Consider the following 22,692-nt stretch of genomic DNA (forward strand, 5'->3'; position numbering starts at 1 on the left):
TTTTTACGCATAAAATTGCCATACAATCATCCAAGCAATTAATAAAATAATGCTTAACATGGAAAGGAGATAGCCTGTATTTTGCCACTTGGACAAGGCTGTTTTTTTCATTTGGAAGCAGATGATCACAATGGATAATAAACTACACACTGTGAATGCATAATTCAATCCAAAATGGATATACAATTCCGAGTAGGCTCGATTGGAATTCGTTAACATTCGAATCGCCAACACAAAAATGTTCACAATTATACCTGTTCCAGAAAGATGTAACAAACCATTCCATTTCGATATTGTAGTAGATGGTTTTCTCTGTTGATGCTTCAAAATGGCTCGTACTAATAAAAAGATTGATGAAACAAGAAAATAGACTGTGCAAAAAATAAATAAAAGCAAGGTTACCATGAGCCATGCATTACTTTTATCCATCGGTAAGTAATCAGAAAAAGTCGTGGAAATTTGGTTAACCACTCCATCCTTTACATGGAAATATAAAATATCATTTGGAATGAAAGCAGCACTCCCACTCGTCATTTGATAAACATATGGACTTGTTTGTTGATAAATGGCTTCCAATCCTGCAGCATCTACTACAATTTCATTCTCGTTCTGTGCCGTTACATGAAATGGTGTTAAATAGTAGTAATAAAGACTCAGAAAGCCATCCATCATTCGCCTGGCGGATAAGTAGGTCCCTTCAACGTTAGAATTACTCGGCAAATTATCTTCCACCATACGTTCGTCTTCACCCACTAATGCCTTTACCAATCCATACGAAAGATTAATTTCTCCGGATTGGTTGGTTAGTACAACGACTGCGAAATTTTCCTCAGGCACCATATGTAAATTACTAGAAAATGCAACGGTGTTCCCTGAATGGAATAGCCCTCGTTTTGCACCTGAATACTCCCAAAAGCCATGGGCATTTCCTGGAACATTTTCATTAACGGAATAGCTTGTGGAAAGCATCTCTTGTAATGTTTGATTGCTTCCAAATAATGGTGTTTGTTTATCTTCTCTTGGCATTAATGCTATGGCAAACTTCGCTAAATCCTCTGCTGTTCCGTTCATTCCACCACTTGGATACATCGGTATATAAAACGGAACGGATTCCTCAAATTGGGAATAATCTAGCAGGCTGTAGCCTTTCGTAATGTTCTTAAGAATATCCGGATCTTCTTCCACGGGTAGATGAATGGTCGACTGGTTCATATGTAATTTTGATAAAATATGTTCGTCGACATAGTCATAAAAATTTTGCCCGGTTACTTGCTCCACAATAAATGCGGCTAACGAGGTTGTATAATTTGAATAAGCTACGACTTCTCCAGGTGGGTATACTTGTTTCGGCTCTGATAATTTCAACGTTTCTTCTAAGGTTGTCATTTGATTCGGGGACGAAATAAGCAAATCAAAAATGTTGTCCTCGTATCCAGCCGTATGATGCATTAAATGTAACATCGTAATCGATTTCTCATACGATAATTTTTCCAAAAACCCATTTGGCAAGTAATTTCGGATATCTTCATGTAAATCGATTTTTCCTTGCTCCACCAATTGCATAACGGAAGTCCAAACCATTAATTTCGTAATCGATCCCCATTCCAAAATGGATGTATTAGCTTCCATTGGAATTCCGTTTGCAATATCACCATAACCATATCCCTTGGAGAAAACAATTTCTTGATCCTTTACGACAACAATAGAAGCACCTGCAGCAGTATATCCGATGTAGTCGGCTACATAGTCATCAATAAATTTCTCCAAATCTTCCATCGGAATACCAGAAGGGGTAGTGGTTTCATCAGCGGAAAATGCCCTGGGGGTAAAAAGAGAAAGACTAATCAAGAACAAAAATACGACAGCAAATCGCTTCATTATACGTTTTCTCCTCACCGTTTGACTAACTACTTTACTTGTCTATTATTCTATCATTAATTCTTTCGTTATTTTCATAAAGTTTATTGTTTTTTCATTAATTTTAATTTGTATTTTTTCTAATAGCTAAACTTTCCTAGAAAAGCTTCCTGCTCTGTTCTATCGGATTTCTTCGATTTCTACACAGAAGTTCCTCACTTATCTACCTTCAGTAAAAATGATGTACGCCGCTATTATGAATTTGATGTATTTGAAGACATCTTCTATCCTATTTTGAAAGAGATTATCGCTCCTTTTATACTAATTTTTACATAACATTCGTCTCTTTTTCATAGAAATTGATGGAATAACCACTAGCACCATATACTAGCCCACTATGTTTCCAACCATATTTTTCATAATAGCCTTCCAAATCCGTTGCTAGAAATAGTTTTTTATATCCTTTTTTGGCAGCTTCCATTAAACCGTGTTGCAACAATTTTGATCCTATTTCCTTCCCTCTATATTTTTCGTCTACATAAAGGCAGGCTAGCCATGGACACAAGTCCTGGCGGTTATTAAGGTCATTTCGTAATAATGCATATGTTCCAATAATCGGTTCATTATCTATTGCTACATAAAACTTTGGAAAATCCGATGAAGAACAGGAATGTACTATAGCATCTTCATAAAATGGATAATTATCCTCGTTTCCCCATTTTTCCCAAAAAACTTGTATTGCCTTTTCTAACTATTTATTTTTAGCTATTAATTCAACAATTTCCATACGTACTCTCTTTCGTCAAAGTCTAGAACTAATCATTCAATCCTTTACCTTCGAGGATCTTTTCTGTATATTTTTCAATTCTTGTCACACGTGTTTTTGATTGCTTTGCTTGTGCGAAATAAAGGAGATATGCCCGTTGCCTTCCTGGTGTTAATGCTTCAAAAGCAGTTTTCAATTCTGGATTTTCTGCGAATTTCGTTTCCAGTTCTTCCGGTACTGGGTAATCGGAATGCTTTTTAAATTCTACTTCTAATCCAGCCTTTTCCACCTCTATTGCTTCAGAAATATACCCCTTTATAGCCGGTTCGAGCTCCACGATTTCTTGTACATTGGTAAAGCGAATTTGCCTTGCGGACTGGGAATTTTCTGTTTGTTGAATTAAAATATGATTCGGATCCTTTAGCAGGGCACCTTTCGGAAACAGTAGTGCACAATACTCCTTAAAGCCATGAATAAGCACGATATTTTTATTCTCAAAAGTATAGCAAGGATGCATCCACTTAATTTCTTCAGTCAGATCACAATCCAACACAATTTTTCTTAATGTCTCGTATTCTGCTTTCCACTTTGTGGCTTTTCTTATAAATCCATCGACTTTACGACTCGTTTTACTATTCGTCATAGAGATACACCCCCTTTTTTATGAAAAAATGAAGTAACTGAATGGAAGCGCGCATTACTCTCCGATAACTTTTTTAAGCTCGTTCACCATATTTGCCCAACCATATTTCGCACCATTAAATGCTTGGTTTTCTTCTTCAAAGCCAGTATGCTCTAGGTGAAGATGGGTCATTCCCGCTTCTTCTTTTAATGTCCATGTCACAATCGTATCGATTGGACCACCAATCCAAGTATAGGAAAGCTTATATGGTTCCTCTACAACCAATACTTCACAATCAACAATTAAATTCCATTGTTCATTACGAAATTGACATTTATATCCAACAATAGGTTTAAAATCATTTTTCATCACCCATTTTGCAAGTGTTTCCGAATCGGTTAACGCTTCCCACACCTTATCAATCGAGCTTTTAAACTGAAAATCTAATGAAAATCCTGTCATTGCTTATTCCTCCTCTAATAATTGTTTTAAAATTGCCACTCTATCCACCCAAAACTTCTCGTAAAAACTTACCCAGTCTTTTACTTCCTTTAATGGATCGGCATTTAATCGATACCTTGTTTCTCTCCCAACTTTCCGGTCGATAACTAGCCTGGCTTCCTTCAGTATTGCCAAATGTTTCGAAACAGCTGTCCGACCCATTGAAAAATGTGTGGTTAATTCTTTAAGAGGTAACTCCTCTGCCTCTGCCAAAAGTTGCAGTAGTTTACGTCTTGTAGGGTCAGCAATGGCTGCATAAACATCACGCTCATGATTATTCTCTTTCAAATGTACCCCACCTTTTAAATCAGCCACCATTTGGTGTCTTAATTATACGACACCATTTAGTGTCATGTCAACACCATTACAAAATAAAGAGGACTGAATCGTAATAATGGATTCAGCCTATATTATGCCGTTATTTTGCCTAAACTTGCGTATTTTGAAAATATATCCCTATACAGTCACTAATATTTTCCGCTCACTATAGCGTAACTTTCGTACCCGATGATTCCACTACCTGAACCTGTTGTTTCGACAAATAAAAATAGCCAATCAATGCCGTTATACAAATGATACTCCCTATTACCAAATAGAGTGTACGGATACTGTAAAACTGTACAGCGACCGTTGCAAATAAAATACCAGCTGGAAGCATCGTCCGCATAATTAATAATCGCACAGATGTTACCTTTCCCATTACATGATTTGGAATAACCCGTTGAATAAGTGTGAGGTTATAAATAGTAAAGATGGCAATTGCGATGCCAGCGATACATTCTGTCACAAGTGCAAGTGAATACCAAGACGTTATACTTAAGGAAATATACGTGCACCCGCCAATAAATAAGGTGGAAAATAGCAGCCCGATTCCTTTAATGGTACCTAATCTTGCATTTATCATGGCACCGAAAATATAACCGATTGGAAATCCCGCCATAAACAATCCATACGCTGCATACGGTTCCTCTAAAATTGTCGTAATATAAGGCAAAGTTGTAACAATGGTCACCCCTACACCAAATTGGACAAAACCAAAGAACACTCCAAGCCAAACAATTAATTTATGCTTGAAATATGATTGAAGTCCTTCTCGGAATTCGGATATCCATCGGTTTCGCTCCGTTATTTTTTTGTATTCTTCTTTAACATTAATCAAGAGAAGTGCGCTTATACCAAATGCTGTCGCAATAATACAGACAATCCATTCGATTGCCAATAGATCGATGAATATTCCTGATAATAACGGTCCCATTACTGCCATCACTTGGCGAATACTCTCTAACGAAGCATTTGCTTTTATGAGTTGTTCCTTCTCGACAATGGTAGGTAAAATCGCTTGATTTGCTGGTGTGAAAATTGGCATGATTAATCCGACAATAATCTGGATGATGTAAATAAAGGCGATCGTAAAATTATCGATAAAAAGCGCAACAACTAAAACAGTTGCAAGTACCATTCGAATGAGTTGGCAAAGGATCATCGTCCATTTTCGGCTCCACCGATCAATATATGGTCCAATAAATAATTGCATAAAAAAGGAAGGGATATAATAAATTAGCCAAACAAGCCCTAATGCAGACGGCGAACCTGTTACCTCATAAATTAAGATAGAATTACAGGCGGTAAAAAGCGCACCTCCGAATTCAGAAATGGCACTACTCAACCAAATGAAACGAAAACTAGCCTTAGATTTCATTGAAATACAGCCTTTCTCTTCATAAGCACTAATGGACAAAACACGAATCGTCTATCGAATAATGTTACATTTTTTTTTTGTCCACTGTATGAAATAATTCGACAGTTTTCTACTAGTTCCTGCTGATTCTATCAATCTCTTTTAATGATCATAGGTAGAGATGATAGAAATTCTCATGTTACAATAATTCTATACAATCCTAGAAAAGTTGGAGGTAAAACAATATGAATACCTTTGATGCGCTGAATATTTTTTATAAAGAAGATACGATTTCCGATTTTCTAATCCATTGTTTCAAAGATGATAATAACCAGTTTCTCGCGTGCTTTTTGCAGGAAGCTAAAATTTTTGTCGACAACAATGCTAGTTTTGAAATCGAAACTCGAGTCGGTCTCGGAAAAGCAATCGGGACACCGGACGTGATTATTAAAGCTACTTCTGATTCGGAAATCCAATTGATTATTATCGAAAATAAAATGGGCTCTGCTGAAGGGAATGAACAAACGAATCGTTATGAATCGCTCGAAGCTAGGAAGCGTATGGCTAAACGATTTAACATTGACTTAACTGACACGAAATTTCACTTTATTTTTTTAGCTTTAGACACAACCACTAGACCAAAAAATTCCAAGTATGTGTTCTTAAACTATCAACTATTTTTATCTGGCGACTGGCCACTTAAGGACCCTACTCTTTCAACCATTTTCAAAGATTTTCAGGAGACATTGCACCGATTCTATGAACCAATGCAAACCCCATACAAGAGTCTTGCATCCAATGTAGAGATGGACGGGATGCAACGAAAAATTTGTTGGCAGAACATTCTCTATGAAACAATGTCTACGAATCCAAACCTTGATTTGCGTTGGGGTGAAGTTGCCGGTGCGGGACGGAATAACTTTTTATTTTTGATCACGAAGAAGAATTGGTATAGCTCCGAACCCCATACGGAAGTAGGTCTTACCCAAACTTTTTACATTCACATTGATGTTTATATTAATTTGCTAAATAAGCAAAAGAACGGAATCCGTGAAATAGGTATTCGCTTTGAAACGCATCCATATGAGCCCCATGACAAAATCAAGCATTTACCTGGGTATGAGACATTTATGAGTAATAAACAGATGTTTCAAGAAAAACTTTTGGAAATTACGAAGCAGCATGGAATCGAGACGAAATCGAAAAACACAAAACTACTGGTGATGACCCTACCAATTAAAGGGACTACTATCCGTGATACCGTTCAACAGATTAAGCAGCAAGTAAATGCTATCGAAGGATGTATCGATAAAGTCGTAGCTGAAATGGTAAACGAAAATTTGCTTAATTAAAAAACGATCAAATCCATGATCCAACAACAGGTCCGTAATGATTTTGTTAGTGGACCTGTCTCTAAACTTACATCAATAATCAAGCGCTCTCCCTGAGTTACTATCATATTCAAAATACCTCGTTTTCTTGTAAATTGGTGGTCGATTAATTCCAATACCGCCTTTCCATCTGTTGTCTCCTTCTATTCCTTTGTTCCCTAAATTTCCTTTCCGCATCCTCAATTTGTTTAATCGTCTGAAAGTCACTCTTTAACCAATAAGAAAGAATTGCATCAACATATTTCCAATTCATTTTTCCCATCTCGATAGCTCGTTTCAATGCTTCAATCACCAATTCCTCTGATAATTTAGTTGACCAATCAGAGATTTTTCTTACGTAATAATGATTTAATGTCCCAAAACCATTTTCTTTGAAAAACCGAAAGGCATTTTCTATAGGTATCCTTTTGTTGGCAGCTGCGTTGGTGGTAATGGTGGTTATTATTTTTTTTTGAAAATCCTCTTGGGTAATCTCTGAAGAAGTCTCTGGTATTGCTTTATTCCATTTGATACCATTTGTTTTCCAGTTTGAACTGTTTAGTGAACGATTACGAGTGTTGGAATGATAATAAATTGGAGCACCTTGTACCAGTTTCCCGCTCACCGATGGATTATTTTGACCCAATAGAGTTTCCTCTTTCTTACTATTCGAAACAATGGAATGTCGTATTTCCTCTTGCTCAGCCAAGCGATCCTCTTTTTTATTCTCTCCAAGGGATGGATAAGTTTTATGCGTTTTCGATGGAGACCTCCCTTCCTCTTCCTCCCCACCATATTGTAGATTTAATAATTCATAATTAATTCGATACCATTTCGTCTTGTCCATTTTCATTCGATTATAATTGCTGGAGATGATTATTTTTTCTGATTCTAATTTGGAAATTATTCGTTTGACTGTACTAATTGACCAAAACGGAAACTGTGCTTGCCAGTCTTCATACGTGTTATATACCCATTTATACCCATCATGTTCATGATTACTTCGCTGCAGCCAATAATGAAGCTGCTGAACAAAGATTGCTTCATTTAAACCAATTTTCTTGGCAAAATTAGGTAATAATAGCATCGGTTTTTCATTGATTACAAGATTACTCATCTTCCTCTTCCTTTCAATATGGAATAATTTTTTTAATCAAGGCAAATACCATCTACTATTGTTATATCGTTAGAAAGGAAAAATGGACTAAAAAATTTCTATCGAATGGCAATTCATTATATCGTTGCTTTAAAAAGGTCTAGCGTATAAACCTTTCTGTAAATATTTTTTATAAACTAAATGAACCAAATATAGGCATTTCGAAATCCGTCAAACCTTGAATTAGTACCGCTTTTATCCGTCTTTATGTATGCTTGTTTCTTTTATTCTCAAAATTATTTTTGAACTTACAAGAAAAAAGGATTGATTTTTTCTGCTGATATTTGTATAGTTTTAATAAGGAAATAATTTCGTAGATAATCAAAGGGGAGTAGTTTTTACAATAAAGCCGTCATTACATGGGATTTCCCATCGGTTTTATTGGCAGCCTCGGTTGTTAACAAGACCTTTGAATTATGAAGCTTATTCATAATTCAAAGGTCTTTTTTGTTCTCTTTTTGATTTTTCAAAAAAATTACATTGGAGGTTTGCAAATGGATTTATCTTTATTTTTACAATATGGTACAGTTTTATTAGTTTTAGTCGTACTTGAAGGTTTATTATCTGCAGATAATGCTCTCGTTCTAGCAGTAATGGCAAAAGGATTGCCAGAGGAACAACAAAGGAAAGCACTCAATATCGGTTTAGCACTTGCTTTTATATTCCGTATCGGTGCCATTTTCATAATTTCATTCTTATTTAATGTATGGGAAGTGCAAGCAATTGGTGCTGCATACTTGATTTTTATTGCGGCAAAACATTTCCTTAAAAAAGACCATGGGGAGAAGCAAGTAAAGCAAAAAAGCTTTAAAGCCGCTGTTGCACAAATTGCATTAGCAGATATTGCCTTTGCAATTGATTCGATTTTAGCTGCTGTGGCACTAGTTATCGCGCTTCCGCTTACTACTTTTGGACATATTGGTGGTATGGATACTGCACAGTTTGTCGTGATTGTATTAGGTGCACTTGCAGGTCTGATTGTTATTCGATTTGCTTCCGCATTATTCATTAAGTTATTAACCGAACGTCCAAGTTTAGAGTCCGCTGCGATGTTAATTGTTGGATGGGTTGGGGTAAAATTAGTGATGCACACATTAGCCCATGAAGCAGTACATATCATCCCACACTCCTTTGTCGAAGGTCCGATTTGGAATTCGATTTTCTGGGTTGTGATGATAGCAATTGCCGTTATCGGTTGGTTTGCATCTGGATCGAAAAAGACAGAAACTCCGCATACAGAAGGAACAGCTATTACAGAAAAAGAAAGACAAAGTGTTTAATACAATTATAGAATGAAAAGTTTCGAAATACACACCCACAAGAGGTCTTACATGCTTTTTGTGGGTGTTTCTCTATTGAATTTTGCTTTTTAATACAAAAGAAAAACACCCTATTAAAGAGTGCTACAAACTACGTTTTAAATTTATAATTTCACCTTTCACCCCCTATTTATCAAGGATGTAATCCTACTAGTGGCCAATAATACAGTGAACCTATAATGACAATAATGATGACGATTGGAGTAAGTATCGTTCCTGTAAGTAGAAGGTCCTTTTCTTTGAAATAGCCATAACTATAAGAAATCAAGTTTGCTGTAGATTGGAACGGAAGGAAATAACTAAACGAACAGGCGATAATCATGATTTGAATGAGCCAAATTGGATTTATCGACCAAGTATTTGCTAGACTAATGGTAATAGGCATAATGGTTGCGGTTATTGCGAGCATTTCTGCAAACCCTAACCGAAGGACGAGTACTAGTACTAAAATAAATGCTGCAGCTCCAAGTGGAGTTATTTCTGGGATGATAGTTGTTATATTAGCGGTAATCCAGCTCGCTGTATTATTACGGTGCATTGCATCCGCAATGGCTATACCAGCACCAAATAAAATTATTGTATCCCAGGCAATACGTTTTTTTACCTCGTCCCAAGTTTGCACTCCAACGATGGGCAAGCAGGATATAATCGACCCTATTAACGCAATATAGGAGACTGAAAGCCCATGGACGGGTTCTGTTACCCAGCCAACAAGTGTGAAAATTGCAATGATTAATATTCTCCATTCTGAGGGCTTCATCTTTCCTAAGGAAGCTCGTTCTTGTAGTACGAAATCGATTTGTTCCAATTCCACATCAACATGTCTTAGAAATAATTTTTTTAATATAAGCCAAAAGCAAAATACAACAATGATCATGATTGGGAAATTACATAAAAACCAATACGAATAACTCCATTCGAACCCCAATATTGAATTAACAGCAGAAACTGCATATACAGAGGAATTCGATCCGGTCATTAATCCCCAGCCAACGAAGCTGGACGTTAGTGCGACACCAATCATGATACTTTTCCCATAAAAAATCGCTTGTGTCTTATCCTTTACAATTGCAATAAGACCTTTAGATACCGGCATTATCGTGGCACTTCTACCTGCTGAAGTCGGAATAAAAAAGCCGAGAGTGACAATGGATAGTAAGACATATAATAAAATCCTACTTGGTTTCCCCTTTGCATAGAACAGCAAGCTAAAAGACATCCTTGTGCCAATTCCCGTCTTCTCCATTCCCCCAGAAAAAACAAAAGCAGATACTAGTAGCCAAACAAATGGTTCACTAAATCCTGCCAAGCTATCCGAAAAGCTCCCCAATCCAAATAGTGGAATAAGGACGATTATCGTTAACGATATCATTCCTTGGGGAAGAATTTTCATACTCCAGCCGGTTAAGGCAAACACAAGAATGAAAAGCATTTTTGCATGTATTACTGGAATCCATAAAAACAGAAGCAATGTTAGTAGGTTTACAACAATAAATATTAATCCGTACGTAATAATCACTTCCTATTTGATGATGCATCGTTAATTACCAATTTCTACAGAGGTATTCTTTCCTTTATTTTTTCTTCGTTTCAGTAGAAATGGTACAACTAACCATAATACCGAAATCAATAAAAATATTGCAGATATTGGTTTTTGAATAAAAATAGCATAATTTCCATTGGATAATGTTAATGCTCTCATCATATTATTTTCCAGCATTGGTCCTAGCACTAGTGCTAATACTAATGGCGGTAGAGGAAAATCATTTTTTGATAGAAAATAACCAAACAATCCACATAGAATTAATAGCAGTAAATCAAATGAATTCACTTGAACCGCATACACCCCAAATATAGAAAATGCAATGATAAGGGGTAATAAATATTTCACCGGTGTACTTATCATTTTGGCAAATATTTTTACCAATGGCAGATTCAAAATTAAGAGCATTAAGTTCCCGACAAACATACTTGCGATTAAGCCCCAAACGACACTTGGATGATTTTCAAACAAAAGAGGACCTGGCTGTATGTTATACATGATAAAGGCACCCATTAAAATAGCAGTCGTTCCTGATCCAGGAATTCCTAGCGTTAATAGTGGTATCATCGCTCCCCCTGCCGCAGCATTATTTGCAGTTTCAGGTGCAGCTACCCCCTCGATAGCACCTTTACCAAATTTTTCAGGATTTTTACTCAGCTTCTTTTCCATCACATAACTAAATGCCGATGCAATGGTTGCTCCTGCCCCTGGCAAAATTCCAATTAAAAAACCTAGAAAGGAACTACGTGTAATTGGCAATGCCGAATCCTTTAAATCCTGCTTCGTTGGATATGGCTTGTCAATCTTTGCCAATGCACCAGAATTGGAATCCCTTTCTAAAATCGACTTAAACACTTCCCCGACAGCAAATAGACCTACTGCAATGGTTAAAAAGGAGATACCGGAGTAGAGAATCGGAATATTGTATGTAAAACGAGCAGCACCAGATACCGCATCAATCCCGATAGTTCCAAGAAGTAGCCCCATTACAAGCATTATTAATGCCTTTGTCATAGATTTTCCGACTAACCCACTTACAGCAAGAAGTCCTAGAATCATTAAGGAGAAATATTCCGCTGGACCAAAATTTATCGCAATTGCTGATAACGGCTTTGCAAGTAAAATTAGACCTAGTAAAGATATAATTCCTGCAACGAATGAGCCTATTGCAGAAATACCGAGCGCAGCACCTGCTCTTCCTTGCTTAGCCATTTGATGTCCATCTATTACCGTCATAACTGAGGATGATTCACCAGGTGTATTTAATAAAATCGACGTAGTAGAACCACCATACATTGCACCATAATAAATTCCTGCCAATAAAATAATACCGCTAGCTGCCGCTTGTTCTGGACTTAAGGTGCCAGTGATTGATGCAGTAATTGGTAGCAGGAGTGCGACCCCATTCATCGGTCCAATTCCGGGAAGTACCCCAACGGCAGTACCTATTAATACACCAAAAAAGGCAAATAACAAATTATACCATTGAAATGCAACCGAAAATCCATGTAATAAAAATTCAAGTGTACTCATAAAGCACCTCCTACAAAATCCCTAGCCAGCTTGCTGATGAAGGTAATGGAACATTCAGTAATTTATCAAAGAGAAGAAATACACCGACTGAAAAGGACAATGAAATAATCAAAGTTACAAAAATTTTTCCTCGCTGCATCGTCTGGAATCCAATAAGTAAAAACAAAAATGTAGTAACGACATATCCTGCATCCTCCAACAAAAGTGCATATAAAACAGAAGCTACGAGAATAATCGCAAAACGTTTATAATCTAATTTTTCCTTTTGATTCTCTGTTTGCTGATATTTAAATGTTTCATAGATTAATCGAATACTTAGCAAGCCTAGCAAAATACCTAATCCGAACGGAAATACATTTGGACCAACGGAGCTTCCATAAGCATTTGCTGAGATTCGGTGACTTTCAATGATAAAAAATGCACCAATTGCTAGAAATACAATTCCTGCGTAGCGGTCAAATGTTTTATTCACAATATCCCCTCCTTAATGGAAATGGGAAAGGAAAAGATACAGCCCCTTTCCCTTCCAATAAAAATATCCCTATTTCAACATATTTAATTTTTTCAAGATGTCTGTGAACATATCCTCTTGTTCTTTTAAATACTGTGTAAAGTCTTCTTTATTCATATAGCCTGGCTTGAAGCCACTTGCAGCTAGCTCTGCTTGAAATTCTTCTGTTTCTGTTAACTCTTTAAGCTTTTCATCCCAAAATGCAATTGCGTTTTCACTCATATTTTTTGGGCCAAAGACGCCACGCCAATTGTAATAAACTAAATCCACTCCTTGTTCTTGATAGGTCGGAATGTCGGCAAGCTCACCACCTAATCTTTCTGGAGATGCTACTGCTAGTATTCTTACATCTCCTGATTTAACAAATTCGGATATCCCAGATAAATCGGTCGCTAATGCATCCCCATTGTCCCCGAGTATAGAAGTGAGTGCATCACTACTGCCATCGTATCCTACATATTTCACTTTATTTGGATCAATTCCTAATTTATCAGCAAGCAACATAACGACTAAATGATCCTGGGATCCTGGACCAGAGCCACCAACTATGGAGACACCTTCTGGATTCGCCTTTAAATCCGCTACAAAGGAGGCAAGGTCTTTATATTTAGAGTCTGCTTTTACAGCTAGAATGGCGATATCACTATATAGTAATCCAAGCGGTGTTACATCATTATGACCATACGGACTGTTCCCTTCTTTTCGTAAGTAATTAATAATTGTTGGTGGGGACCCTAAATATAGGCCATAATCATCTTTATATTTTGTAACAAATTCAGCCATTCCAACAGCCTGCCCTCCACCTGGTTTATTTTGGATCGTAAATGGTTGTTCAACGAGCTTCAAATCATTTAATAGTTTAGACATCATTCGTGCGGCTGTATCATTTCCCCCACCAGCCGAGTTAGGCACCACTACGGTTAATGGCTGTGACGGATAATTTTTATCCCCACTCCCAGCATTATTTCCAGTAGATGCATTGGATCCACAAGCTCCAAGTAGCAATAATACTGTGAACATAACTAGTAAAAATCTCCACTTTTTCATCCCAAACATTTCCCCTCTCTATTGTGAAACCGTTTACAATTAATGGAACTAGCATTATCTTATTTTTCTTTTGCTAGAGTCTTCTCTCATAAATTCCGCCATCCCCAAGCGTTCTTCATTAAAAAAACCATTATGATTGTACTCCTGAAAATTGTTCATTAATTTCTCTGCAAATAGCTTCTCCCATTTCATTTGTTGAAGCATTTCCCCCTAAATCACGAGTCATAATACCTTTTGCAAATACCCGTTCTACTGATTCCTCAATTAATTTAGAAGCTTGCAATAATGCCGGATCCTTATGTTTCACCCCTAGCCATTCCAATAGCATCTTTCCAGACATGACCATTGCATATGGATTGGCTATTTGTTTTCCCGCGATATCTGGAGCAGATCCATGTGTTGCCTGTGCCATAGAATACTCACCACCGACGCATAAGCCAGGTGCCATACCTAATCCACCAACTAAACCAGAAGTTAGATCAGACAAAATATCTCCAAACATATTGGTAGTTACTAACACATCGTACTTTTGTGGTTTCATTACTAAAGCAGCTGCTGCCGAGTCTACAATTAACTCATCAAATTCTACCTCTGGGTATCTTTCTGCCACTTGGCGACAGCATTCCACAAACAAGCCACAACCCAATTTAAATACGGTATTTTTATGAATTGCTGTTACCTTCTTTTTCCTCTCCATTGCTAATTGAAAAGCTGTTTCTGCAACTGCCATCGAATTTCTCCGAGAAATAACACGAACAGACATGGCAAGGTCTGGATTAGGCATAAACTCCCCAGTCCCTTTAAACATATTTCGGTCTGGCTGGAAGCCTTCATTATTCTCTCGAACAACCACTAAGTCGACATCCTTATGTACTGACTTCACATTCGGATAGGAGCGACTTGGTCGAATATTACTGTACATATCAAACACTCTACGTATTATTGGATGTGGATTAATCGCCTTTGGATCATTCTTAGGATATGCCATATGTCCAATCGGTCCTAAAATCCAGCCAGTAAGCTCCTTTAGTTTGTTAAAGGTGGCATCTGGAAAGGTTTCTCCTGTGTCTAAATAAGAAGTATAACCGATCGGTAGGTCTACCCACTCTACCTTAACCTCTGGAAATTTTGCCAATGCTTCCTTCATTACCTGTACAGCAACAGGTACTACTTCTAAACCGATATCGTCCCCTTTTAGTATTCCCAGCTTGTATGTCACGTGCGTCATTCCCCCTTCATATAATTTCAAGTGAAATGGTATACCAATTCGGTGTACCAATAATCAAAATATACACGAACAATTTTAAAAACGCAATATAAATTTTATATTATTTAGAATTTTAATTTTTATATAAATCTTTCTTTTATTTGCGTAAAAAAACCTTACATCGACTTGTGTAAGGTTTTTTTTCATTAATTTTCCAATTTAAATTGGTTCGTTTGCCGCTCCAATTCTAATAAAGAAAATGCTGATGTCATACTATTTCGGATATGGGATCTAGTTACCTGTTCTGCTAAATTAACATCACCACTTTCAATCGCATCACAAATATGGATATGTTCTTTCAAATTGGTTTTTACTCGATTGGAATAGGACAAAGAGGTGGAACGTATGAGGCTAATATTGGAACGTAACGTTTGATAAATATTGATTAAATACTGATTTTCTGTACCTTCTGCCATTAATTGATGAAAATTCCCATTAATAACCGCTTGCTTTTTAGGGTCATCCGCTGTTGATGCAAGCTCGATGTTTTCTCGCATCGCCGCTATAATCGTCTGTTTATCTGCTTTCTCTGCTAACAATCTAGCAGCACATCCCTCTATATGCTCTCTTACACTATAAATTTGTTTCAATTGTTCTGTGTCAAACGTTGGAATCATCATTCCTTTTTTTGGTGTGTATGCTACAATTCCTTCTAGCTTTAGGCGCTGAAAGGCTTCTCTCACAGGCGTTCGACTTACACCAAGCATTTCAGCAATCTCCCGCTCACTTAAGCTCTCCCCTGGACGAAAGTACCCACTTATTATCACTTCCCGTAACTTATTCACTACAAAATCCTTCTTCAAGCCTTCCCCTCCAAACCAAAATATATTGTCTTCGCTATTAATAAAAATGAAAAATACCAAATTGGTATACCATTACAATAAATGAAAAATTAGAAAAATACAACTCTTTTGCACTCCCAGTTTGAGTACAATTAATACACATGAAAAATTAACTTTTAATCGTTATTAAATTTAACAGCATCCATTGCATTACGGATATATATTTTTTGAAGCAAATTTCTTTAGATTCCTCCAATTTTGACATATTATATATGTATTCTCTTTTTAACGTAAGGAAAACTATACAATTAGGTGATGATGATGACAGAAAAATTACGAAAGCCTTGGCTGCTTGTCCTTACGATTGGTCTCGGTACATTATTAAACCCACTCAATTCATCCATGATTTCAGTTGCATTAACCCGCATGCAGCATGAATTTGCCTTGACGTTTGCAGATGCTTCCTGGTTAATTTCCATTTTTTACTTAGCAAGTGCAGCAGCTCAACCAGTTATGGGTAAATTGACGGATATGTTTGGTCCGAAGCGATTGTTTTTAATCGGACTCAGTATAGTGGCTGTTGCTTCCGTTGTAGCACCGTTTTCCCCGAATTTTTTATTTTTATTAGGCTGTCGTGCCCTTCAGGCAATCGGTAGCTCTACTCTATTTCCAAGCGGGATGAGTATCGTTCGAACGAGTATTTCCAAAGGACAAGGAAAAGCACTCGCAGCATTATCCGTATTTGCTTCCACTTCTGCTGCATTCGGTCCTTCCATTGGTGGATTTTTAATTGATTCATGGGATTGGCCATCGATTTTTATGGTGAACTTTCCTTTTATTATTCTATCTTTCGTATTGGCGATTTTTATTTTACCTAATAAACAAACAGAAACAGCGAAGCATCAGAAAATTGACTTTGGCGGAATTACCTTTTTTATCATTTTAATGATTAGTTTAATATTGTTCCTACTTTCACTTGAAAATAAGATTAGCTGGATTGCGCTAATAGTCTTTCTGCTTACGACAATGCTTTTTGGCATTTTCGAGAAAAAGCAAGTCGATCCATTTATTGATTTACAATCATTGAAGAAAAACAAAAATGTATTAGCGATTTATATTCAATATATTTGTATGAACCTCGTTTTTTATTGTTATTTCTTTGGATTTCCTACCTTTTTACAACAGGTACAGCATTATAGTGAAAAACATACAGGGTTGATTATGCTTGCTTTAGCCGGTTTTGGTGTAATTGTCGCCCCTTTCACTGGGAGACTAATCGACCGTAATGGATCAAAATTACCTTTGGTAATCGGAGCATCTACATTATTATTCGGAACTGCCCTATTATTAACACTGCATGATCGTTCCCCATTAATTTGGTTTTTAATCATCATGTCTGTGCTCGGTATTAGTAATGGATTTAATAATATTTCCATGCAAACCGCATTGTATGAACATGTCAAGCCAGAGGAAACTGGATCCGCATCTGGTTTATTTCAAACAAGTCGTTATATTGGTTCCATTTTATCTTCCAGTTTACTTGGTATTGCTTTTAACCGTCATTTAGATGTCCAACATTTACATAATGTTGCCATTGTATGTTTTGTTTTTTGCGTATTAATTTTAGCTTTATCTTTGAAGCTTCCCGATAAACAGCGCATCACGAATTCTTAGAAACCAAAATGGTCGTAATCAATGATTCGGCCATTTTGGATGTTGTATACTATTTTTACTAACTTTCATGAGTAAAGAGTGATTTTTGTGAAAAAGAAAAATATAAGGGTAAATCATGATTTAACAAAGAAAAGAGTCCTCTATTTGCTAGCAATTATTGGAACGATAATTGCTGGTTTAGCGTCTAGAAACTATAGTCAGCTGCTTCCAGTAATTGTAGCGGAACAGCTTGGAGATATGCTATGGACAATGATGGTGTATTACGGCTTCCGATTGATCCTTATTCGGAAAAAAATAGTTTTCTCGATTCTTTTTAGCTTTTTGTTCAGTTTTGGGATTGAGTTTAGTCAGTTATATCAAGAACAATGGATAAATCAGATTCGGAATGCTACCCTTGGTGGATTAATATTAGGGAAAGGTTTTTTATTCGTGGATTTACTTCGATATACGGTTGGAATTATGTGTGCTTTTATGATGGATTATATTTTCGATAAACGGAAAAGTGTTTCGTATTAGTCTGTTTCCAATTTCTACCTTTATATTTTCACCTAAACTAATGGTTATTAAAGATTTGAGAATACCCACTAGCTTAACCTCTTCAAAGGTATTGATATGTCAATAGAAAAAGTGTAAATGGAATTGCCAATTGTTTTCGGTCAATTTTTGTAATTGAGGTGAATAAACTATTGTAATTCTTCCGGAAAAGTGATATTTTATAAAACAATATACTTTCACGAGTTATAGAAAAATAGAAAAATAGAAAAAAGGAGGAAAAAGTATGAGAAATGTGTCGTTAGAAAAATTATACAATCATCCGATTGTTCAAAAATATGTAAGACGTTCCGGAATGGCGCATGCAATTGCAGTTGCGGAAAAGGCTTTTGAAATCGCAGTACAAAACAAGGTTGATCCGGATTTAGCAGCAAAAGCAGGATTCTTGCATGATATCGGTCATTATACTTGGTATCGATCTAATGGTGAATGGGACTATCAAGAATATAAACAAAATGACATTCATGCGATAAAAGGAGCTGCACGTGCGCATAAATTGCTCGTTCGCTGTGGCGAGGATCTTCAAAATGCAAAGGAAATCGCGTTAGCCATATTACTGCATACCGACTCCTATTTACCAGATGGTCAATTAAAACTTTCCCCCCTTCAATACGTTGTAGCAAAAGCAGATCAGGCCGATGAATTGCCTGGTGGTAAACATCATTACCGAAAAATTGATGGAGGAACTGCTCTTGCCCGCATCCAAACGCTAGACCAACGAATAAACCACTACAAACTTTCCAATCAAATAGAAAAAACAGTGAGCTGACAGAAAAGCGGCAGCGTCCGCCTAGGGGCGTACAAACTGGAGCCAACTCGCAGGAGATAAAGGAAACACAGCGAGGCTCGAGCGGATGTTGACTTATCGTACGGAGGGTTGGTGAAGTTTGCTAGCCCCTGGACGCTCCCGCTAGACAAAAAAATGCGGCAGCGTCCGTTTGGTGCGTACAAACTGTAGCCAATCGGCACGTATTCATCTGTTTGTTTTCTATAAAAAAGAGCCAAAACATGAAAAGGAGGCCACTGATGCGGCCTCCTATGTTTGATTTCCAGCTAAGCGGAAATCACCTTATCTAATTTTACCAACGGAACCATCCCCTTTCCGAAAAGATTTATCGGCCCGATACTTATATTAACTCATACCCATAATGTAGAAACAAGGGAAAGAACGAGTATATTTGTTTTATCCTAAATTTTCTGATTTTATTTCCCGAGTAACTGTCTACCGGACAAATAATTTAAATACATAGTAAGCTTCCCCTTGAATATCTCCAGTCCATTTTGCATGTACACGGTACAAATATGTACCTGTTTCTGTCGGAATGGTTATCTGCTTACTCGTAACTGTCTCTTCTGTTTCTTCCTTATTAAACAGTCTCGTGACCTCGATACTATCAGGCTCAACCAATTGGTCTCTAGGGTAGTTTGAACCGCCACTTATAATAAAACTGAAATTTCGCCCAGCTTCCGCCTTGATTTCTTGTTCGTTCTTTAACAATTCTTCGAGATTTTTTGGTTGTAGCGAACAATCACTTTCCATCCAACAATTAGAGGTTAACTTAGTAGGAACGGTTAAATTTCCCACAGATATAAGTAAATCTGGGGGTCTTGTAGTAGAAGTACTTTGTTCTGTTTTATTCTTATTCTCTTCCCTTTTTCCCACTTCATTATCCGAACATCCAATAAGAACCATTACAAGAAAAACGATTAGTATGAATAATTTCCTTTTCACTTGACCCCTCCTTTTTGTCAAAATTTTACCATACATTAAAATTGAACAAAATATTTACTCTAATTTTAATTTATCAAACATTATATTTTTTTGAATAACTGGAAGGAATCGCACATTATTTGTAGAAATATACTTTTATCAGCGATGTATACTCTGAAAATGATAAAAAAATTTGGAGGGATTTTTGTGAAAAAAATCTTAAAATTTTTAGGAGCAGCTATTGTTACATTCTGTATGATAGCATCTCCGCTCAACACATCTGCTGCTGGGAACACCAATGATTCTAAAAGTATTGCTGCCTATAGCAAACAAATTACCAATTACTTAAGAGTTTACACTGGCGTAGTGGTTCCACCATCATCCTATTACTATAACCAAGGTGGATGGTCAGGCACATTGAAGCTTACCTCCTGGCAATCAACAGGCTCAGAAATCCTTGCTTACTACTCTGGAACTGTCAGCTGTTCAGGTCCATGTGTTATGACGAAAGCTCCAGAAACTAAATAATCAGCCAACTTCTATTGAGAATCCTTATTCAAAAGGATTCTCAATCTACCATTTTGTATATACCCTTCCTCTAAGGAAACCATTTATTTTTAAAAATATGTTATATGGAGAAATACAATGATTACAATTACGTTATTTGAAATGAAAAAGATAATAAAATCTATCTTCTTTTTCGTCATGCTTGCCTTTCTTTGTGTATTTTTGATTGGATATTATGTGTTTGTGCATCACCAAACTGTCCCTGTGGAAAAATTGATTGTCGAAACGGAAAGCATGATTCATATGCAGGAACAGCAAATCCAAGAATTGAAAAGGACGATAAATAATTCCGAAGATGGGGGAAATAGCCAATTACAGCTTGATTTAACTGTGTCCGAACAATTATTATCTAAAAATCAAATATTATTAAAGGCATATCAAGAAGAAGATTGGCAAGCAGTATTACAACAGGAAATTGAATCCAACGAACCAGAAGTAGAGCGTATGAAAGCGGGCAATGAATATTATACCTCTACCTTTCCTACCCTTTTCACGTTAGAAAGTCGTTTAGAGTATAACAAATGGCTGCTTTCCCATAATATCACCCCTGTTTTGCCAATTGATTTTTATTCATGGTATACAGTGTACGATTTAGATTTTGGTGATCCGATTGCCGAGGAGTACATTAAAAAGCAAAGTGAAAAATATTCCTCCACTGGCGTATATTTCCTTCATCATACTTTGAACCTATTATTTACCATCTTTGGAGCACTTATTTTTCTATTTCTTTTCGGAGATATTTTGACAAAGGAAGGACTAGGAAAAAATGGACCAATCCATTTTCTACATACACAGCCACTGTCAAGACTGAAAATTTTCATTGGTAAATTATTAGCGGTCTTATTCCTCTCTCTTTTCGTTATTGTCTTTATTAGTGGCTTTTGTTTATTAATCGGAAGTTTATTTGATGGTTTTGGCTATTTTTACTATCCAGTATTAATTTATGGTGAAGATTTCAGCTTTACTTTTCAGAAAATGAGTACGGTTATTTTCCAATCTGGCGTTTTGTTTATTTTCGTTCTATTATTCTCTTACGCTTTATTATTTCTTTTCTCAATTTTAACGAAACGAACATTAACTGCAGTTGGTCTGACTATCGTCGTCCTTTACATTGGAATCCAATGGGGTAAAGATACGATTCTATCCTCTTTTTCTCCATATATTCCATTTCATTACTTTTCGATTACAGACATTGTTACGAACACATTTGCTGCATCTGTCAAAAACTTTGCATTCTCGATGAGTACCGGATGCATTGTATTAAGTATTTCCACTATTGCGCTGCTTTTTCTTAGTTATTTCCTATTTCATTTGCAAAATAAACTACTTCATTAGGTTCATTTAAGGGGGATTCCGATGATCATCCATATACAAAATGTAAAAAAGCGTTATAAAAAGGAATGGGTTTTAAAGGGAATAAATATTAAGGTGGAACAACCAAATATTATTGCCTTAGTTGGACCAAATGGTTCTGGTAAAACGACATTACTCAATTGCATGACAAATTTGCTCTCCTTTCATGAGGGCACTGTAGAATTGGTTGGAAAAAAGCATACAGATCCATCCCTTTTTAAAGAAGTATCCTTCTTACAGGACAACCGAATATTATATGGAAACTTGACTGGCTATGACCATTTAAAATTTATATGTAATGTGCAGCATTTATCTACCGCTCGAATTACCGATGTAGCTGAGCGAGTGGGAATGTCAAGCTATTTAAAAAAACGGGTTCGAAATTATTCCCTTGGAATGAAGCAGCATTTACTTCTCGCGATGGCGATTATTAATCAGCCAAAGCTTTTGCTTTTAGACGAGCCGTTAAACGGATTAGATCCAACAAGTGCAATTACAATGCGTAATATTTTACTAGAACTATATAACGAAGGAACGACCATTCTTCTTTCTTCCCACAATTTAGATGAAATTGATCGCCTAACAAATACTGTTTATTTTATGAAGGATGGTGCGATTTTAAAGGAATCACTTCTTGACCTTAATATGCGGCGCTATACCGTAAGCGTAACGGATGGGAAAAAGGCAAAAAAAATTTTAGAAGAAAAACAAATAGATTTTACTAGTATAAATGAAAATCAGATTTCCTTTGATGAGACAACAATCGATCTACAAACGTTTATCGATTATATGAATCAAAATGATATCCAGATTTACGATATTGATAAGCAAAAAATTGGCGCAGAGAGAAGATACCAGGAGTTATTTGAAGGAGCCAAATGAA

Annotated in this window: 22 protein-coding genes; 8 read left to right on the top strand and 14 right to left on the bottom strand. The window is 36.5% G+C overall.

Annotation, left to right across the window (positions count from 1 at the left end):
* Positions 1-3: 3 nt before the first annotated feature.
* The 6 genes from OEV98_RS15305 to OEV98_RS15330 form a co-directional block, all read right to left on the bottom strand.
* On the bottom strand, positions 4-1,878 hold the full coding sequence (locus OEV98_RS15305; protein ID WP_263074231.1) for a serine hydrolase domain-containing protein: 1,875 nt from the start codon (positions 1,876-1,878) through the stop codon (positions 4-6).
* 307 nt (positions 1,879-2,185) lie between these two features.
* Positions 2,186-2,596 (bottom strand): GNAT family N-acetyltransferase, encoded by a 411-nt coding sequence (locus OEV98_RS15310; protein ID WP_263074308.1) that lies wholly within the window; start codon positions 2,594-2,596, stop codon positions 2,186-2,188.
* Between the two features lie 76 nt (positions 2,597-2,672).
* The gene (locus tag OEV98_RS15315) at positions 2,673-3,266 is read right to left on the bottom strand and encodes a YdeI/OmpD-associated family protein (RefSeq protein ID WP_263074232.1); all 594 of its coding nucleotides are present in this window, start codon (positions 3,264-3,266) and stop codon (positions 2,673-2,675) included.
* Positions 3,267-3,320: 54 nt separating this feature from the next.
* On the bottom strand, positions 3,321-3,707 hold the full coding sequence (locus OEV98_RS15320) for an SRPBCC family protein (RefSeq protein ID WP_263074233.1): 387 nt from the start codon (positions 3,705-3,707) through the stop codon (positions 3,321-3,323).
* A 3-nt stretch (positions 3,708-3,710) separates the two neighbouring features.
* The gene (locus tag OEV98_RS15325; RefSeq protein WP_263074234.1) at positions 3,711-4,034 is read right to left on the bottom strand and encodes an ArsR/SmtB family transcription factor; all 324 of its coding nucleotides are present in this window, start codon (positions 4,032-4,034) and stop codon (positions 3,711-3,713) included.
* Positions 4,035-4,230: 196 nt separating this feature from the next.
* Positions 4,231-5,445: an MFS transporter gene (locus OEV98_RS15330; RefSeq protein ID WP_263074235.1), complete on the bottom strand. Its 1,215-nt coding sequence runs from the start codon at positions 5,443-5,445 to the stop codon at positions 4,231-4,233.
* A 224-nt stretch (positions 5,446-5,669) separates the two neighbouring features.
* Here OEV98_RS15330 and OEV98_RS15335 point away from each other — a divergent pair, with 224 nt between their 5' ends.
* On the top strand, positions 5,670-6,776 hold the full coding sequence (locus OEV98_RS15335) for a PD-(D/E)XK nuclease family protein (protein ID WP_263074236.1): 1,107 nt from the start codon (positions 5,670-5,672) through the stop codon (positions 6,774-6,776).
* A 145-nt stretch (positions 6,777-6,921) separates the two neighbouring features.
* Here OEV98_RS15335 and OEV98_RS15340 read toward each other — a convergent pair whose 3' ends face one another.
* Positions 6,922-7,911: a DnaD domain-containing protein gene (locus tag OEV98_RS15340; RefSeq protein WP_263074237.1), complete on the bottom strand. Its 990-nt coding sequence runs from the start codon at positions 7,909-7,911 to the stop codon at positions 6,922-6,924.
* 533 nt (positions 7,912-8,444) lie between these two features.
* On the opposite strand from OEV98_RS15340, the gene OEV98_RS15345 reads away from it, so the two are divergent.
* Positions 8,445-9,230, top strand: a complete 786-nt coding sequence (locus OEV98_RS15345; protein WP_263074238.1) for a TerC family protein — start codon at positions 8,445-8,447, stop codon at positions 9,228-9,230.
* 172 nt (positions 9,231-9,402) lie between these two features.
* Here the strand turns inward: OEV98_RS15345 and OEV98_RS15350 are convergent, their stop codons facing one another.
* The 6 genes from OEV98_RS15350 to OEV98_RS15375 all read right to left on the bottom strand — a co-directional run bounded on the left by OEV98_RS15350 (position 9,403) and on the right by OEV98_RS15375 (position 15,973).
* Positions 9,403-10,788 carry an SLC13 family permease gene (locus OEV98_RS15350; RefSeq protein WP_263074239.1) on the bottom strand — a complete coding sequence of 462 codons (1,386 nt, stop codon included), beginning with the start codon at positions 10,786-10,788 and terminating at the stop codon, positions 9,403-9,405.
* Positions 10,789-10,809: 21 nt separating this feature from the next.
* A complete protein-coding gene (locus OEV98_RS15355; protein WP_263074240.1) occupies positions 10,810-12,345 on the bottom strand; it encodes a tripartite tricarboxylate transporter permease in 1,536 nt (511 codons plus the stop codon).
* A 10-nt stretch (positions 12,346-12,355) separates the two neighbouring features.
* Positions 12,356-12,817, bottom strand: a complete 462-nt coding sequence (locus tag OEV98_RS15360; RefSeq protein ID WP_263074241.1) for a tripartite tricarboxylate transporter TctB family protein — start codon at positions 12,815-12,817, stop codon at positions 12,356-12,358.
* A 69-nt stretch (positions 12,818-12,886) separates the two neighbouring features.
* Positions 12,887-13,903, bottom strand: a complete 1,017-nt coding sequence (locus OEV98_RS15365; RefSeq protein ID WP_263074242.1) for a tripartite tricarboxylate transporter substrate binding protein — start codon at positions 13,901-13,903, stop codon at positions 12,887-12,889.
* 130 nt (positions 13,904-14,033) lie between these two features.
* Positions 14,034-15,122 carry an isocitrate/isopropylmalate dehydrogenase family protein gene (locus tag OEV98_RS15370; protein ID WP_263074243.1) on the bottom strand — a complete coding sequence of 363 codons (1,089 nt, stop codon included), beginning with the start codon at positions 15,120-15,122 and terminating at the stop codon, positions 14,034-14,036.
* 194 nt (positions 15,123-15,316) lie between these two features.
* Positions 15,317-15,973 (bottom strand): GntR family transcriptional regulator, encoded by a 657-nt coding sequence (locus OEV98_RS15375; RefSeq protein WP_263074244.1) that lies wholly within the window; start codon positions 15,971-15,973, stop codon positions 15,317-15,319.
* A 300-nt stretch (positions 15,974-16,273) separates the two neighbouring features.
* Between OEV98_RS15375 and OEV98_RS15380 the strand changes: the two genes are divergently transcribed.
* From OEV98_RS15380 to OEV98_RS15390, 3 genes are all read left to right on the top strand, one after another.
* The gene (locus tag OEV98_RS15380) at positions 16,274-17,626 is read left to right on the top strand and encodes an MFS transporter (protein ID WP_263074245.1); all 1,353 of its coding nucleotides are present in this window, start codon (positions 16,274-16,276) and stop codon (positions 17,624-17,626) included.
* A gap of 87 nt (positions 17,627-17,713) precedes the next feature.
* Positions 17,714-18,142, top strand: coding sequence for a ribosomal maturation YjgA family protein (locus OEV98_RS15385; RefSeq protein ID WP_263074246.1), 429 nt, complete (start codon positions 17,714-17,716; stop codon positions 18,140-18,142).
* 262 nt (positions 18,143-18,404) lie between these two features.
* On the top strand, positions 18,405-18,947 hold the full coding sequence (locus tag OEV98_RS15390; protein ID WP_263074247.1) for an HD domain-containing protein: 543 nt from the start codon (positions 18,405-18,407) through the stop codon (positions 18,945-18,947).
* Positions 18,948-19,400: 453 nt separating this feature from the next.
* Here the strand turns inward: OEV98_RS15390 and OEV98_RS15395 are convergent, their stop codons facing one another.
* The gene (locus OEV98_RS15395) at positions 19,401-19,910 is read right to left on the bottom strand and encodes a hypothetical protein (RefSeq protein WP_263074248.1); all 510 of its coding nucleotides are present in this window, start codon (positions 19,908-19,910) and stop codon (positions 19,401-19,403) included.
* Between the two features lie 186 nt (positions 19,911-20,096).
* On the opposite strand from OEV98_RS15395, the gene OEV98_RS15400 reads away from it, so the two are divergent.
* The 3 genes from OEV98_RS15400 (at position 20,097) to OEV98_RS15410 (ending at position 22,691) form a co-directional block, all read left to right on the top strand.
* A complete protein-coding gene (locus OEV98_RS15400) occupies positions 20,097-20,417 on the top strand; it encodes a hypothetical protein (protein ID WP_263074249.1) in 321 nt (106 codons plus the stop codon).
* Positions 20,418-20,534: 117 nt separating this feature from the next.
* Positions 20,535-21,791: an ABC transporter permease gene (locus tag OEV98_RS15405; protein ID WP_263074250.1), complete on the top strand. Its 1,257-nt coding sequence runs from the start codon at positions 20,535-20,537 to the stop codon at positions 21,789-21,791.
* Between the two features lie 21 nt (positions 21,792-21,812).
* A complete protein-coding gene (locus OEV98_RS15410; protein WP_263074251.1) occupies positions 21,813-22,691 on the top strand; it encodes an ABC transporter ATP-binding protein in 879 nt (292 codons plus the stop codon).
* Position 22,692 lies beyond the last annotated feature (1 nt).

The organism is Perspicuibacillus lycopersici, assembly GCF_025660475.1.
Classification (GTDB): domain Bacteria; phylum Bacillota; class Bacilli; order Bacillales; family Caldibacillaceae; genus Perspicuibacillus; species Perspicuibacillus lycopersici.